Raw genomic sequence first — 14450 nt, forward strand, 5'->3', positions numbered from 1 at the left:
GGGCGCGGCAGGCGCGTCGCACGTGGCGCGACGGCACGGGCGCGAGGCGCGGCGCCGGCCTCATTCGATGACCTTCGGTACCAGGTAGAGGCCGTCCTGGACGGCGGGCGCCGGGCGCTGGTTGGCCTCGCGATCGACGAGCTCCGTCACGGCATCGGCGCGCAGCCGCTGCGCGACCGCCTGAATTTGTTCGATCGGATGCGCAAGCGGCGCGACGTCCGTCGTGTCGACCGACTGCATCTGCTCGACGAGCGCGAAGAAGCCGTTGAGCTCCTTTTCCATGTGAGCCGCCTCGTCGTCGGCCAGCTCGAGACGCGCGAGATGGGCGATGCGTTTGACGTCTGAGAGATTCAAAGCCATGAAGAAATCCCGAAAAAATGCGCATGGGGAAGCGGCCGGACGCACGCCTGTCGCTGAAATTAGGGACAGAATGCGGCGAATCTGCGAAGGGATGTCGATTCGCTTGCCGTTTCGCTGCGTACACCGGGCCGCGCAGGACGGTCGGCGCGCCGCGCCACAAGGGTCCCGGCGCGTTCGGCGGGGGTGTCGAATGTGGTGTCAACGTGCTCGTTTTTCCTGCAAAACCTGCGAAATTATAAGGTATCATTGCGCATTAAATTTGCGTCGGAGCGTGTTTTTACACCCTTCGCCGCTGTCGCGCAGGTGGGCCACGGCGAGTCCGGGAGGCGCGGCAGACGATCGCGCAGTCCAGTGGAAGACCCTGACGCGACGGATTTATGACGGCAGCCCCGCCTCCTGCCCGGTACAGCATTCCTCGGTTTGTCCGCATGTTTCGCGAGCCGCCCCTGGCGCCTGGCGATTTTTTTGCGAACGGGCCGGAACCCAGATGACAGGCAGCCGTCCCAGTCACATTCCTTGGGACGGCCTCACGCAAACACAGGATTTTGCATGTTCGGTTTTCTTCGCAGCTACTTCTCCAACGACCTGGCCATCGATCTGGGCACGGCCAACACCCTCATCTACATGCGCGGCAAGGGCGTCGTCCTCGACGAACCGTCGGTCGTCGCCATCCGCCAGGAAGGTGGCCCGAGCGGCAAGAAGACGATCCAGGCCGTCGGTAAGGAAGCCAAGCAGATGCTCGGCAAGGTGCCGGGCAACATCGAGGCCATCCGCCCGATGAAGGACGGCGTGATCGCCGACTTCACGGTGACCGAGCAGATGATCAAGCAGTTCATCAAGATGGCGCACGAGTCGCGCCTGTTCTCGCCGTCGCCGCGCATCATTATCTGCGTGCCGTGCGGCTCGACCCAGGTCGAGCGCCGCGCCATCAAGGAAGCCGCGCACGGCGCCGGCGCCTCGCAGGTCTACCTGATCGAAGAGCCGATGGCCGCCGCCATCGGCGCCGGCCTGCCGGTCTCGGAAGCCACGGGCTCCATGGTCGTCGACATCGGCGGCGGCACGACCGAAGTGGGCGTGATCTCGCTGGGCGGCATCGTCTACAAGGGCTCGGTGCGCGTGGGCGGCGACAAGTTCGACGAAGCCATCGTGAACTACATCCGCCGCAACTACGGCATGCTGATCGGCGAGCAGACCGCCGAGGCCATCAAGAAGGAAATCGGCTCGGCCTTCCCGGGCTCGGAAGTCAAGGAAATGGAAGTCAAGGGCCGCAACCTCTCGGAAGGGATTCCGCGCGCCTTCACCATTTCCAGCAACGAAATCCTCGAAGCCCTGACCGATCCGCTCAACCAGATCGTGTCGTCGGTGAAGATCGCGCTGGAGCAGACGCCGCCGGAGTTGGGCGCCGACATCGCCGAGCGCGGCATGATGCTCACGGGCGGCGGCGCGCTGCTGCGCGACCTCGATCGTCTGCTCGCCGAAGAAACCGGCCTGCCGGTGCTCGTCGCCGAAGACCCGCTCACCTGCGTGGTGCGCGGCTCGGGCATGGCACTCGAGCGCATGGACAAGCTCGGCAGCATCTTCTCCTACGAGTAAGCCAACGTGCGTGGTTCGTCGTCCGGCGCGGTGGGGCAATCCCGTCCACACCTCGCCCGGCGCGGCCGGCCACGCAGCAAGACCCCGCGCACGCTTGGGCGCGTCGCACTTTCCACCGCGCCGCAGCGTCGCGCCCGACTGATATCACACGCGCACCGCAGCGCCTCGCTGCGCGTGCTTCCCTGAAGGGCCCACCATGCAGTACAGTCCGCCGCCACTGTTCAAACAGGGTCCGTCGGCGTTGGCCCGGCTGATCTGTTTCGTCGCGCTCGCCATCGGCCTGCTCGTGGTCGACTCGCACTACAACACGCTCGAGCGCGTGCGCGCCGTCGTCGGCACCGCCCTTTATCCGGTGCAGCGTCTCATGCTGCTGCCGCGCGACGCCATACTCGGGGTCGCGAGCTTCTTTTCCACCGAATCGCAGCTCACCACCGAGAACCGCGTTTTGCGCGAGCGCAATCTCGAACTCTCGGTGCAGGCACAGCGCAACAACCAGCTGGTCAACGAAAACGAGCACCTGCGTCAACTGCTCTCGCTGCGCGAACGGCTGCCGGTGCCAAGCATTCCCGCCGAAATCGAATACGATACGCGCGACCCGTTCACGCAGCGCGTGGTGATCGACCGGGGCACGAAGCACGGCGTGAAGCTCGGCGCGCCGGTCGTCACCGAGCAGGGGCTGCTCGGCCAGGTCTCGCGCGTATTCCTGCTGCAAAGCGAAGTGACGCTGCTCACCGACCGCGAACAGGCGGTGCCCGTGCAGGTCACGCGCAGCGGCGTGCACAGCGTGATCTACGGCGGGCTGCGCGGCGACGTGCTCGACCTGCGCTTCATCCCGCTGTCGGCCGACGTGAAGGTCGGCGACGAAATCGCCACGAGCGGCCTGGACGGCATCTACCCGGCCGGCCTGCCGGTGGCGCGCATCACCAAGGTCGACCGCGTCTCGGACACCGCGTTCGCGCGCATCCTGTGCCAGCCGGTGGCCAACCTGCGCAGTCAGCGCCAGGTGCTGGTCCTGCAATACACCACGCCGCTTGCCCTGCACCCGGACGCCGCCGCCGACCTCGCGCGCGCCTCCGATCCGGCCGCGAGCGGCGAGAAGCCCGGCCAGAAGGGCGGCAACCGCGCCGATCCGAAGCGTGCACCGGCCGCCAGGAAAGGCCACTGAGGAATCGACATGTCACGACCGCAATACATTCTGCTGCCGGTCAATCCGTACTTCATCACGCTCAGTCTCGTGGTGGCGTTTCTGGTGAACCTGATGCCGTGGGGCCACGCGCCTGCCATGCCCGACTTCGTCGCGCTGGTGCTCATGTTCTGGAACATCCACCAGCCGCGCAAGGTCGGCATGGGCGTGGCGTTCCTCGTCGGGTTGCTCATGGACGTGCACAACGCCGGCCTGCTCGGCGAGCACGCGCTCGCCTACACGCTGCTGTCCTACGGCGCGATCATGATTCACCGCCGGGTGCTGTTCTTCACCCTGCTCGGCCAGGCGCTCACGGTGCTGCCGCTGCTGCTGCTCGCGCACGTGGTGCCGTTCATCATCCGCCTGGCCACGGGCGCGGCGTTCCCGGGCTGGTGGCCGCTCGCGGCGAGCTTCGTCGAAGCCGTACTCTGGCCGGTGATCAGCATCCTGCTGCTGGCGCCACAAAAGCGCGCCGTCGACCGAGACGACACGCGCCCGATCTGACGGGCCCGCCGCCCGCCCGTCTCGCGCCACCGAGCCCGCCCGCATGACCGAGTTCAAGAATCCCCAGCAACAACTGCAGACGTTTCATCTGCGGGTGACGGCGGCCGCGCTTTTCGTGCTGATCTGCTTCAGCCTGCTCGCCGTGCGATTCGTCTACCTCCAGGTCTTCCGCCACAACCAGTACGCGCTGCAAGCCGACGAAAACCGCGTGTCGCTCGCGCCCATCGTGCCCAACCGGGGCGTGATCATGGACCGCAACGGCGTGGTGCTCGCGCGCAACTATTCCGCCTACACGCTGGAGATCACGCCGTCGAAGATCGGTCGTCCGCTCGAGGACCTGATCACCGATCTGTCCGACGTGATCGAGATCACGCCGCGCGATCGCGCCCGCTTCAAGAAGCTCATGGACGACAGCAAGAGCTTCGAGAGCCTGCCGATCCGCACGCGCCTCACCGACGAGGAAGTCGCGCGCTTTACCGCACAGCGTTTCCGCTTCCCCGGCGTGGACGTGCACGCACGCCTGTTCCGGCAATATCCGCTCGGCGAGACGGCCGCGCACGTGATCGGCTATATCGGCCGCATCTCGCAGCGCGATCGCCAGCGCATCGAGGCGATGAGCGAGGAAAACGACAGCGACAGCGCGAAGTACGACATCCGGCGCGACGCCAACAATTACAAGGGCACCGACTACATCGGCAAGATCGGTGTCGAGCAGAGTTACGAGACGCAGTTGCACGGCATCACCGGCTTCGAGGAAATCGAAGTCACCGCGGGCGGACGCCCGGTGCGCACGATCTCGCGCACGCCGGCCACGCCGGGCGACAACCTCGTGCTGTCGATCGACATCAAGCTCCAGCAGGTGGCCGAGCAGGCATTCGCCGGACGGCGCGGCGCGGTCGTGGCCATCGAGCCGAAGACGGGCGACGTGCTGGCGTTCGTGTCGGCGCCGAGCTTCGACCCGAACCTGTTCGTCGAAGGCATCGACCAGCAGAACTGGGACGCCCTCAACAACTCGCCCGACCGGCCGCTGCTCAACCGGCCGCTGCGCGGCACGTATCCGATCGGCTCGACGTACAAGCCGTTCATGGCGCTCGCCGCGCTCGAACTGGGCAAACGCACGACGAACTGGGGCTTCCAGGACACGGGCTCGTTCACGCTGGGCAACCACACGTTCCGCAACGACGTGCGCAACGGTCAGGGCTGGATCGACATGTATCGCTCGATCGTGGTCTCGAACGACACGTATTACTACATGCTCGCGCACGACCTCGGCGTGAACGCGATCCACGACTTCATGGCGCCGCTCGGCTTCGGCCAGCTCACGGGCATCGACATCGAGGGCGAGGCGCGCGGCATCCTGCCCTCGACCGAATGGAAGCGCAAGGCCTACAAGAAGCCCGCGCAGCAGAAGTGGTACGACGGCGAGACGATCAGCCTGGGCATCGGCCAGGGTTACAACTCGTTCACGATCCTGCAGCTCGCGCACGCCACGGCCACGCTCGCCAATAACGGCGTGGTGATGAAGCCCCACCTGGTGAAGGCCGTCGAGGATCCCGTCACGCATTCGCGCCAGCTCACCGTGCCGCACGAAAGCGCCCGTCTGCCGTACAAGCAGGCGGACGTCGATTTCGTCAAACGCGCGATGGTCGGCGTGATCAAGGAAGGCACGGGCCGTCAGGCGTTCGCCGGCGCGCCATACGAGGCGGGCGGCAAGACCGGCACGGCGCAGGTCTACTCGCTCGGCAAGAACGAGAAGTACAACCACAACGCGATTCCCGAGTTCAAGCGCGATCACGCGCTGTTCATCGCCTTCGCGCCGGCGGACGACCCGAAGATCGCGCTCGCGCTGATCGTCGAGAACGCCGGCTGGGGCGGCGCGCAGGCCGGTCCGGTGGCGCGCCGTCTGCTCGACTACTACCTCATCGACGAACCGAAGGAGCGCGCGGCCGAAGCCGCGGCGCTGCAGGCGGCGTCCGCGCCCGGTGCGGCCTCAGGCGCCGTCGCCGGGGTTTCCGCGGCGCCCGATGCGCCGCCCGCGAGCGCCGCCGAGCTTGGCGCGCGCATGGCCGCCACCGCGCCGGCCGCGCGTGCCGGCGACGGCAAGGCCTCGGCCGCGGGCGTCGCGCCGGCACAGGGAGCGGCGGGGGGGGCCGGCGGCTCCGCGCCGAAAGCGCCGAATGCCCCGCAGCGCCAGCCCGCCGTGAGCCCGACCGTCGCCGACGAAGCCCGCCATCGCGCCGCCATCCGCGCGCAAGGAGGAACGCCATGATGGCGCTCGACAAACATACGTGGAAAGAGCAGGTCAAGCGCCTGTTCGTCGCCTTCGACAAACCGCTCGCGCTGATCGTCTTCCTGCTGCTGTGCGTGGGTCTGGTCACGCTCTACAGCGCCAGCATCGACGTGCCGGGCCGCGTGGAAGACCAGATCCGCAACATCGTGCTCACGTTCATGCTGATGTGGGTGCTCGCCATGCTGCCCACGCAGACGCTCATGAAGTTTGCGGTGCCGCTCTACACGGCCGGTGTCGCGCTACTCGTCGCGGTCGCGATGTTCGGCCTGACGAAGAAGGGCGCGAAGCGCTGGCTGAACGTCGGCATGGTGATCCAGCCGTCCGAGATCATGAAGATTGCCATGCCGCTGATGCTTGCGTGGTACTTCCAGAAGCGCGAGGGCAATATCCGCTGGTACGACTATCTCGCGGCGCTCGCGCTGCTCGGCGTGCCCGTCGGGCTGATCGCCAAGCAGCCCGACCTCGGCACCGGCTTGCTGGTGGCCGCGGCCGGCCTGTACGTGATCTATCTGGCGGGGCTGTCTTGGAAGCTGATCCTGCCGGTGCTCATTGCCGGCGTGCTCGGCATCGGCACGATCCTCGCGCTCGAGGACAGGATCTGTCAGCCGGACGTCGAATGGCACATCCTGCACGACTATCAGAAGCACCGCGTGTGCACGCTGCTCGACCCGACTTCGGACCCGCTGGGCAAGGGTTTCCACACGATCCAGTCGGTGATCGCGATCGGCTCGGGCGGCACCATGGGCAAGGGCTGGCTCAAGGGCACGCAGGCGCACCTCGAATTCATTCCGGAAAAGCACACCGACTTCATCTTCGCGGTCTTCGCCGAAGAGTTCGGGCTGGTTGGCGAGGGCGTGCTGCTCGTGCTGTATCTGCTGCTCGTGGCGCGCGGGCTGATGATCGCGGCAAGCGGCGCGACGCTGTTCGGACGGCTGCTCGCGGGCGCTGTCACCATGATTTTCTTCACCTACGCCTTCGTGAACATGGGCATGGTCAGCGGCATCCTGCCGGTGGTCGGCGTGCCGCTGCCGTTCATGAGCTACGGCGGCACGGCGCTCGTAACGCTCGGCCTCGGCGTTGGCATTCTGATGAGCGTGGCACGCGAGAAGCGGCTCATGCAGAGCTAGCGGCCCCTGTCATTCGAGTATCGTTCGAGTATCGTTCCGCTACCGTCCGGCTGGCGCGGACGCCGCTGCCGGCGGCAAGGCACGCTCGCGATTCATTGCTTCGAGCTTTCCCTGAGCGGCCACGTCACCCTGCGCGGCCGCTTTTTCATACCAGCGCCGTGCACGCTGCGGGTCCGGCGTGACCACACCATAGCCGCGCTCGTAATAGCTCGCCACGATGTACTGCGACGGCAGGTCGCCGCCCTGCGCGGCTTTCTCGTACCAGCCGAAGGCGATCCTGTAGTCGCGCGGTACGCCGCGTCCGATGAAGTACTCGTTGGCGATGGCCGCCTGCGCCTGCACGTGCCCCTGCTTCGCTGCCTTTTCGTACCAGCGATTGGCCTGCGAAATCGACTTGTCGACGACATAGCCGTCGTCGAACATCTTGCCGTAGACGTATTGCGCCTGCGACATGCCGGCGTTGGCCGCGCGCTCGAGCCATTGCACGGCGCCGCGCGGATCGGGGGCGACGCCCTCTCCATTGAGCAGCATCATGGCGTAGTCGAACTGCGCCAGCCGGTTGCCCTGCTCGGCGGCGCGGCGGAATTCGTCGAGCGCCTGCGTCTGCTGGCCGGCCTCGTAGTGATGCACGGCCTCGTCGGTGAGGGCCTGGGCCGGCGCCGGCGCGGCGGCGAGGGCGCACGGTGTGGGCTGGCACGCCACGCTCACGAGCGTGACGGCCGATCCGGCCATGAGCCGGCGCACGGCGAAAGGCATCGACATGGCGCACCTCCGAAGCGAGCACTCGCGTATTGTGCGCCAAACGGGAAATGCCCGCGGTCCGGCCGTCTGCGGCAACGAAAAACCCCGGCGCGCGGCCGGGGTCTGGCGGTGCTCGCATCGAACGGGCTTACGGCTTGATGTACGCGTAGCCCTTTTGCTGCAAGCGCGTGAGTTCGACCACGCCGGACGGTGTGAAATCGGCGTCGAGCACGAATTGATCCTTCTTGAAGTTGCGCTGCTTGAGCGTGATCTCGCACACCTCGAACTTGACGCCGCGCGCGTGCAGCGCCGAGATCAGCGGTCCTACCGTTGCGGCGTCCTTGTAGTTCTCCATCAGGAAATCGACGCCCTGTGAATGGGCGACGACCACGATGTCGCTGTCGGGCACGGTGTCGAGCTGATTGCGGATGTTGCGCAGCGCGGCAAGCGCCTGATGCTCGGCATCGTTGATGTGATACACGACCTGGTCGCGCGCGAACGCGGACGTGGCGGGCAGTGCAAAAGCGGAGAACAGGAATGCGGTCAACAGGCCGCGCAGCAGCATCTTCATGTGAGGAGTCCCCTGTTAGTTGCGTTGTGCAGTCCGCATCATAGCGCGCCAGAGACGCAAATGCCCCGGCGTCAGGTCTCGCCCGACAAGCCGTCGACGCCCGGCGGCAGATAGATCGGTGGCGCCTCGTGCATCTCGCCCGGCGAATCCTGCGAACTCCGCGAATAGGGCGGCGGCGGACTCGCGGGCAGATACGGAGCGCTCGTCCCTGGCGGCGAATACGGGGGCGGCGGGTCGTCGGCGCCCGGTGACGACGGCGGCGCAACGTCGAGCAGCGGGCTTCGGGACTTCGACTCGGCGAGCGGCCGCACCGCGCGCAGATCGTCCCCGAACGCTTCGCGCGCGGCGCCCGACGGGCCTGCCCGCGATGCGCAAGATGCCCCCACTGCGCGGCCGGCAGGGGGGCCGTTCGCGACGCCCTCGAGCATGGGCAGGGCTTCGTGCGAACCCACGCGGTGAATTCGGGTGATGCGAACGTGTGTCGAATCGTCGAGCGCGACAATGCCGTTGGACGCTGAAATTCGTGTCATACCCCCTCCGAAAATGAAAAACCCGCCAAAACGCGGGGTCTGGCGGGTTGCCACTTTCGGTCATCGGCCCGACGCAGGGCGTCGACTTCAGGTGCGAAGTATCGAAATCGGGCGGTTCTGGGCTCGCTCCCAGCAAGAGGCGGCCGGCGTGGCGCGGCCGAGCGGTCGTTGCACCGGCGGCCGGCCTGGCCGGCACCGCATCAGGCCGTGACTTCGGCCCAGCAGTTGGGGGTCTCGTACAGACGCAGGCGCACGAGTCGCAGATCGCGGCCATAGTGCGCGTCGAACACGCCGCTCAGCTTTTCGAATGCCGCGGCGGCCAGATTCTCGACGGTCGGCACGCGATCGAACACCACCGTCTTGTGGTCCGGCATCGTCTCGAGGAACGTGCGCACGGCCGTGTCGCCTTCATAGACGAGAAACGCGTGGTCCCACACCGACACGAGATGCTCGTTGGCAAGCGCCTTCACGTCGGCGAAGTCCATCACCATGCCGTTGTCCGACGCGCCGCTCTCACGGCTCACCTCGCCGGCGAGCGTAATTTCCAGCACATAGCGATGCCCGTGCAGATTGCGGCACTGGCTTCGGTGATCGGGTATGCGGTGGCCCGCGTCGAATTCGAGTTTCCGGGTAATCGTAATCACGGCAACGGCTCAGGGAATGTTCAGGTATTTGTGCGTTTGCATCGACAGCGACCAGCGCGGATGCGCCTTGCAATAGTCGATGGCCAGCTTCGTGTTGATGTCGCGCAGCGGACCGTCCATCGGCTGCAGATAGAAATGCGAGAAGTCGAGCGTCTCGTACTCGGCCAGACGTTGACGATCCTGCGGCACCACGACCTTGAGTTCGTCGCCACGCGTGACGATGAGCGGCGCGTCGGCCTTCGGGCTCACGCACACCCAGTCGATGCCGTCGGGCACGGCCTGCGTGCCGTTCGTCTCCACGGCGATACGGAAGCCCTCGGCGTGAAGCGCGTCGATGAGCGGCGTGTCGAGCTGCAGCAGCGGCTCGCCTCCCGTGCACACGACGAAGCGATTGGCACGGTCGTCGGCGGGCCACAGCGCCACGATCCGGGCCACGAGATCGGCCGGCGAACGGAATTTGCCGCCGTTCTCGCCGTCGGTGCCGACGAAGTCCGTATCGCAGAACTGGCAGACGGCCTCGGCACGGTCCTCCTCACGCCCGGTCCACAGGTTGCAGCCTGCAAACCGGCAGAACACCGCCGGGCGTCCGGCGTTCGCGCCCTCGCCCTGCAAGGTGTAGAAGATTTCCTTTACCGTGTACGTCATGATGGTCTCGATTCTCGAAGGGTCAGGCCGCGCCGCGATCCTGGCCGCCGGCGCGCGCACGCCACTGCTCGTAGCCGCGCTGGCGCAACTGGCACGCCGGGCATTCGCCGCAGCCGTAGCCCCACGGATGCAGCACGCTGCGCTCGCCCAGATAACAGGTATGCGTGTCTTCACGCACGGTCTCGACGAGCGTGTCGCCGCCAAGATCCTGCGCCATCTGCCATGTGTCGGCCTTGTCGATCCACATGAGCGGCGTCTCGATGATGAAGCGCTGGTCCATGCCGAGGTTGAGGGCCACCTGCAGGGCCTTCATCGTGTCGTCGCGGCAGTCGGGATAGCCCGAAAAATCCGTCTCGCACATGCCGCCCACGAGCACGCGCAGCCCGCGCCGATAGGCAATGGTCGCACCGATCGTCAGAAACAGCAGGTTCCGGCCCGGTACGAAGGTATTCGGCAGGTTGTTTGCCGCCATCGCGATGGTCGTCTCGCGCGTGAGCGACGTCTCGCTGATCTGCCCCAGGATCGACAGGTCGATCATGTGGTCGTCACCCAGACGCGGCGCCCATTGCGCGAAGCGCTGGCGCAGCTTGGCGAGCACGTCGGTGCGGCACTCCAGCTCCACGCTGTGGCGCTGGCCGTAGTCGAAGCCCAGCGTCTCCACGCGCGCGTAGCGCGAGAGCGCCCACGCGAGGCAGGTAGTCGAATCCTGTCCGCCGGAGAACAGAACGAGAGCGGAATCGGTGCTTGTCGTCATGATCGTGCGCTAGCAGTATCGCCCTCGCCGTCGGGGCGACGGGGGCCGGGCACGCGTGTGTGGTTGCCGCCGGGCAACCTGCGTGCGGGATAACTCACGCGATTTTGAACCGCGATGTGTCCGGGCGCCATCGCCGGGACGTGATACCCACCATCGGGCAGCGCGTTCTGGGTCAAACGCAAAAAGGGCTTGCGAGATGCGCAAGCCCTTCGAATTTGGTGGCCTGGGTCGGAATCGAACCAACGACACGCGGATTTTCAATCCGCTGCTCTACCAACTGAGCTACCGGGCCAAGAGAGAAGCGATTATAGAGACTGAATGCGCTTTGCGCAAGCTTTTTGTCGAAAAAACCTGCTGGAAACCGGCGGCGCGAGGCGCGCGGCCGCGTCGGCGCGTGGGCGCGGCGGCGTGCGTCCCTTCGCGGCCATCGCCGTCAGGTCTTGCTCTTGGACAGCTCCACGCCGAGTTGCTTGAGCTTGCGATACAGGTGCGTGCGCTCCAACCCGGTCTTCTCGGCCACACGCGTCATGCTGCCGTGCTCCTTGGCCAGATGGTAGGCGAAGTAGGCGCGCTCGAAGGCGTCGCGGGCCTCGCGCAGCGGCACGTCGAACGAGATGTCCGACGACGCGCCTACGGCCGCGGCGGCCGCGCCGCCCTCGTTGTCGTGCGCGCCGAGCGAGGCGTGGTGGCTCGCCGAGCCGTTCAGGCCTGCGCCCGCGTGACGCGACTCGCTCTCGCCGAAGACGCCCGCTTCGAGCGCTTCGTCGCCCGCATCGAACGCGCTCGGGGCGCCGCCCGACGCATCGCGTTTGCCGCGCGCCAACCCCTGCTCGACCGCCTGCAGCAGCTTCTGCAGCGCAATGGGCTTCTCGAGAAAGTTGAGCGCGCCGATCTTGGTCGCCTCAACGGCGGTGTCGATCGTGGCGTGGCCCGACATCATGATCACGGGCATGGTCAGCAACTGCTGCGCCGCCCACTCCTTGAGCAAGGTCACGCCATCGGTATCGGGCATCCAGATATCGAGCAGCACGAGGTCGGGCGTGTTGGTGGCGCGATAGGCACGCGCTTCCTGCGCGTTCTCCGCCACCTCCACGACATGCCCCTCGTCGCTCAGAATCTCCGAGAGCAGCTCCCGGATCCCCATTTCGTCGTCCACCACCAAAATGGTTGCCATTTACGCTACCTTCGTGTGTTCTGCCGGCTTGTTGCGCGACAGGTCCTGGTCGTCAGCCAATTGAGTAAACAAGATCGAAATCTGTGCGCCTGCACTGCCTTCGCCCTCGGGAAGTGACCGGTTTCGAATGTCGATGCGTGCCTGGTGTTCGTCGATGATCTTCTTGACCATCGCCAGCCCGAGTCCGGTGCCCTTCGCCTTGGTCGTCACGTATGGCTCGAATGCGCGGGTCAGAATGCGTGCCGGGAAACCGGGCCCGTTGTCCGTGACCGTCAGACGCACTGCCGTGCGCTTCGGTTCGCCGGACTCCGTTCCTGCGTATTCTACTGTCTTCGTTTCCACCGTGATAAGAGGGTTTTCGGTTCCACTCACGGCATCTTGAGCATTCTGCAGCAGATTATGAATAACCTGCCGCAATTGCGTCGAGTCGCCGCGAATCTCCGGCAGGTCGGCGTCGAGGTAGGGACGAATCGCGCCGCGCCCTTCATCGACGCCGTAGAGCGTCAATACCTCGCCGATCAGATCGTTGAGCTGCAGCGGATGCATGATCGCGGGCGGCAATCGCGCATAGTCGCGGAAGTCGTCGACCATGCGCTTCATCGCCGCCACCTGGTTGACGATGGTCGTGGCGCCCTTGCGCAGCACTTCGGCGTCTGCCGGCGGCAGCTTGTCGGAGAGCTTCATCTGCAGACGCTCGGCCGAGAGCTGAATCGGCGTGAGCGGATTCTTGATCTCGTGCGCGAGACGGCGCGCGACTTCGGCCCACGCCACCGAGCGCTGCGCGGAGATCACGTCGCTGATGTCGTCGAACACCACCACATAGCCGCCGCCGGCACGCGTGGGCACGCCCGCCACCGCGACCATCGGTTCGGGCAGATGCGAGCCGCGCACGAGCAGGGTCACGGCGTCGGTCTCGCCCGGCAGCGTGAGGCCGATCTGTTGCTGCCAGTGGCCGCCCGGGCCGAGGTCGGCGTTCGCGTCGCGATCGGCAAAGGCGCGGCGCAGCACCTCGCCGAACTCCACCAGCGCCGGAATATGCGCCGGCGAGCGGTTGAGCTCGCCCTGGAAGCTCTGGTTGAAGATGCGCTCGGCGCCCGCGTTGGCCGTCGTCAGCCGGAAGTCGCGATCGAACACGAAAACGCCTGCCGTCAGACTCGACAGGATACTCTCGAGGTGCGCCTTCGAACTCTCCAGCGCCAGACGATTGCGCTCGACGCTCGCGCGCGCGTCCGAGAGCTGGCGCGTCATCGCGTTGAAGGCCTGCGTGAGGAAGCCCAGTTCGTCGTTGGTGCGCACTTCGCCCTTGGGCGAAAGATCGCCCGCCGCGACTTCCTGGGTGCCGCGCGCGAGCAGAAAGAGCGGCCGCGCGAGCTGATTGCCCAGCGCAAGCGCGAGCATCATCGCCACGAACGTGGCGAGAAAGAGCGAGAGCGTGAGCGTGCCGATGTACATCTTGCGCAGGCCGGTGCGACCGAGCGCCTTCTCCTGGTATTCGCGATAGGCGCTCTGCACCGCTTCCGCATTCTGCGCCAGGTTGGCAGGCACCAGTTGCGTGACTTGCAGGAACCGCTCTTCGTCCTGCAGCGACGACGAGAAGCCGGACGGTATGCGCATCACCACGCGCCAGCGCAGCTGATCGGTGCCCTGGTGCTTGTCGTAGCCCTCGCTGCCCCCTTCGATCGCGGTGTAGCCGCGCGACTGCGCGCGCGCCTGACGCAGCATCAGCGGCGTGGGCAGATCGGGCACGAGCGCGTTGAAGTTGCCCGAGGCGGACGCCAGCACCCGGCCATTGCCGTCAACGATGGTCGCGTCCTGCAAACCGAACTGATCGCGCATGCGCAGCAAGGTGAGCGTAGCGCCCTTGTCGCCGCTGGCGGTCAGGTTATCGGCGACGAGCTGCGCCTTGGCGCTCAGATCGGACAGACCGTTGTTCAGGATCGCGCGGCCGAGTTCGAGCCCGGAGTCGAGCGCGGTCTCCACGCGCACGTCGAACCATGATTCGATGCTGCGCGAGACGAACTGCAGCGACACCAGATAGATGATGCCGCCCGGCAGCACGCCGACCAGCGCGAAGAAGATCGCGAGCTTGGCGAGCAGGCGCGTGCCGAAACGGCGCTGGCGCAGCCGCACGAGAATGATCCAGACGAGCGCGCCGACGATGAAGACGAAGATGATCGCGACCGCGATGTTGGCCGTATAGAGCAGCGAATAGTAGCGATCGAAGAATTCGGTGTTGGCCGAGGCAAGTGCGAGCAGACCGAACAATCCGATGGCGACGAGCGCCATCGTGACGATCAGCGTGCGAATGACGATGCGCTTGAGCAGGCCGCCGCC

14 protein-coding genes and 1 tRNA gene are annotated in these 14450 nt (G+C 66.2%); 5 read left to right on the forward strand and 10 right to left on the reverse strand.

The window, feature by feature from the left end; all coding sequences use genetic code 11:
* Positions 1 to 60: 60 nt before the first annotated feature.
* Positions 61 to 360 (reverse strand): Asp-tRNA(Asn)/Glu-tRNA(Gln) amidotransferase subunit GatC, encoded by a 300-nt coding sequence (gene gatC / locus CDN36_RS08565; RefSeq protein ID WP_150557489.1) that lies wholly within the window; start codon positions 358 to 360, stop codon positions 61 to 63.
* 549 nt (positions 361 to 909) lie between these two features.
* Between gatC and CDN36_RS08570 the strand changes: the two genes are divergently transcribed.
* The 5 genes from CDN36_RS08570 (at position 910) to rodA (ending at position 7057) form a co-directional block, all read left to right on the forward strand.
* A complete protein-coding gene (locus CDN36_RS08570) occupies positions 910 to 1953 on the forward strand; it encodes a rod shape-determining protein (protein ID WP_010805637.1) in 1044 nt (347 codons plus the stop codon).
* A gap of 196 nt (positions 1954 to 2149) precedes the next feature.
* Positions 2150 to 3118: a rod shape-determining protein MreC gene (mreC, locus tag CDN36_RS08575; protein ID WP_150557490.1), complete on the forward strand. Its 969-nt coding sequence runs from the start codon at positions 2150 to 2152 to the stop codon at positions 3116 to 3118.
* A gap of 9 nt (positions 3119 to 3127) precedes the next feature.
* Complete coding sequence (gene mreD, locus CDN36_RS08580) at positions 3128 to 3640, forward strand: rod shape-determining protein MreD (protein ID WP_150557491.1); 513 nt, start codon at positions 3128 to 3130, stop codon at positions 3638 to 3640.
* Between the two features lie 43 nt (positions 3641 to 3683).
* Positions 3684 to 5909: a penicillin-binding protein 2 gene (gene mrdA / locus CDN36_RS08585; protein WP_287496494.1), complete on the forward strand. Its 2226-nt coding sequence runs from the start codon at positions 3684 to 3686 to the stop codon at positions 5907 to 5909.
* Positions 5909 to 7057: a rod shape-determining protein RodA gene (gene rodA / locus CDN36_RS08590; protein ID WP_150555515.1), complete on the forward strand. Its 1149-nt coding sequence runs from the start codon at positions 5909 to 5911 to the stop codon at positions 7055 to 7057. Before mrdA ends, rodA begins: the two co-directional genes overlap by 1 nt.
* 39 nt (positions 7058 to 7096) lie before the next feature.
* Here the strand turns inward: rodA and CDN36_RS08595 are convergent, their stop codons facing one another.
* The 9 genes from CDN36_RS08595 to CDN36_RS08635 form a co-directional block, all read right to left on the reverse strand.
* Positions 7097 to 7819, reverse strand: a complete 723-nt coding sequence (locus tag CDN36_RS08595) for a tetratricopeptide repeat protein (protein WP_241014098.1) — start codon at positions 7817 to 7819, stop codon at positions 7097 to 7099.
* A 127-nt stretch (positions 7820 to 7946) separates the two neighbouring features.
* Positions 7947 to 8369, reverse strand: a complete 423-nt coding sequence (locus CDN36_RS08600; RefSeq protein ID WP_150555360.1) for a DsrE family protein — start codon at positions 8367 to 8369, stop codon at positions 7947 to 7949.
* Between the two features lie 71 nt (positions 8370 to 8440).
* Positions 8441 to 8899, reverse strand: a complete 459-nt coding sequence (locus tag CDN36_RS08605; protein WP_287496495.1) for a hypothetical protein — start codon at positions 8897 to 8899, stop codon at positions 8441 to 8443.
* Positions 8900 to 9099: 200 nt separating this feature from the next.
* The gene (queD, locus tag CDN36_RS08610; RefSeq protein ID WP_420874503.1) at positions 9100 to 9540 is read right to left on the reverse strand and encodes a 6-carboxytetrahydropterin synthase QueD; all 441 of its coding nucleotides are present in this window, start codon (positions 9538 to 9540) and stop codon (positions 9100 to 9102) included.
* A 12-nt stretch (positions 9541 to 9552) separates the two neighbouring features.
* Entirely contained in the window at positions 9553 to 10188 is a 636-nt protein-coding gene (gene queE, locus CDN36_RS08615; RefSeq protein WP_150555363.1) for a 7-carboxy-7-deazaguanine synthase, read from the reverse strand.
* Between the two features lie 22 nt (positions 10189 to 10210).
* Positions 10211 to 10942 carry a 7-cyano-7-deazaguanine synthase QueC gene (queC, locus tag CDN36_RS08620; protein WP_287496496.1) on the reverse strand — a complete coding sequence of 244 codons (732 nt, stop codon included), beginning with the start codon at positions 10940 to 10942 and terminating at the stop codon, positions 10211 to 10213.
* Positions 10943 to 11158: 216 nt separating this feature from the next.
* Positions 11159 to 11234, reverse strand: a tRNA-Phe gene (locus CDN36_RS08625).
* Between the two features lie 141 nt (positions 11235 to 11375).
* On the reverse strand, positions 11376 to 12116 hold the full coding sequence (locus CDN36_RS08630; RefSeq protein ID WP_287496497.1) for a response regulator: 741 nt from the start codon (positions 12114 to 12116) through the stop codon (positions 11376 to 11378).
* Entirely contained in the window at positions 12117 to 14402 is a 2286-nt protein-coding gene (locus CDN36_RS08635; protein WP_287496556.1) for a sensor histidine kinase, read from the reverse strand. It lies immediately after the preceding gene.
* Positions 14403 to 14450 lie beyond the last annotated feature (48 nt).

It is taken from the genome of Pandoraea sp. CB10b_02 (assembly GCF_002216225.1).
In the GTDB taxonomy this organism is placed as follows: domain Bacteria; phylum Pseudomonadota; class Gammaproteobacteria; order Burkholderiales; family Burkholderiaceae; genus Pandoraea; species Pandoraea nosoerga.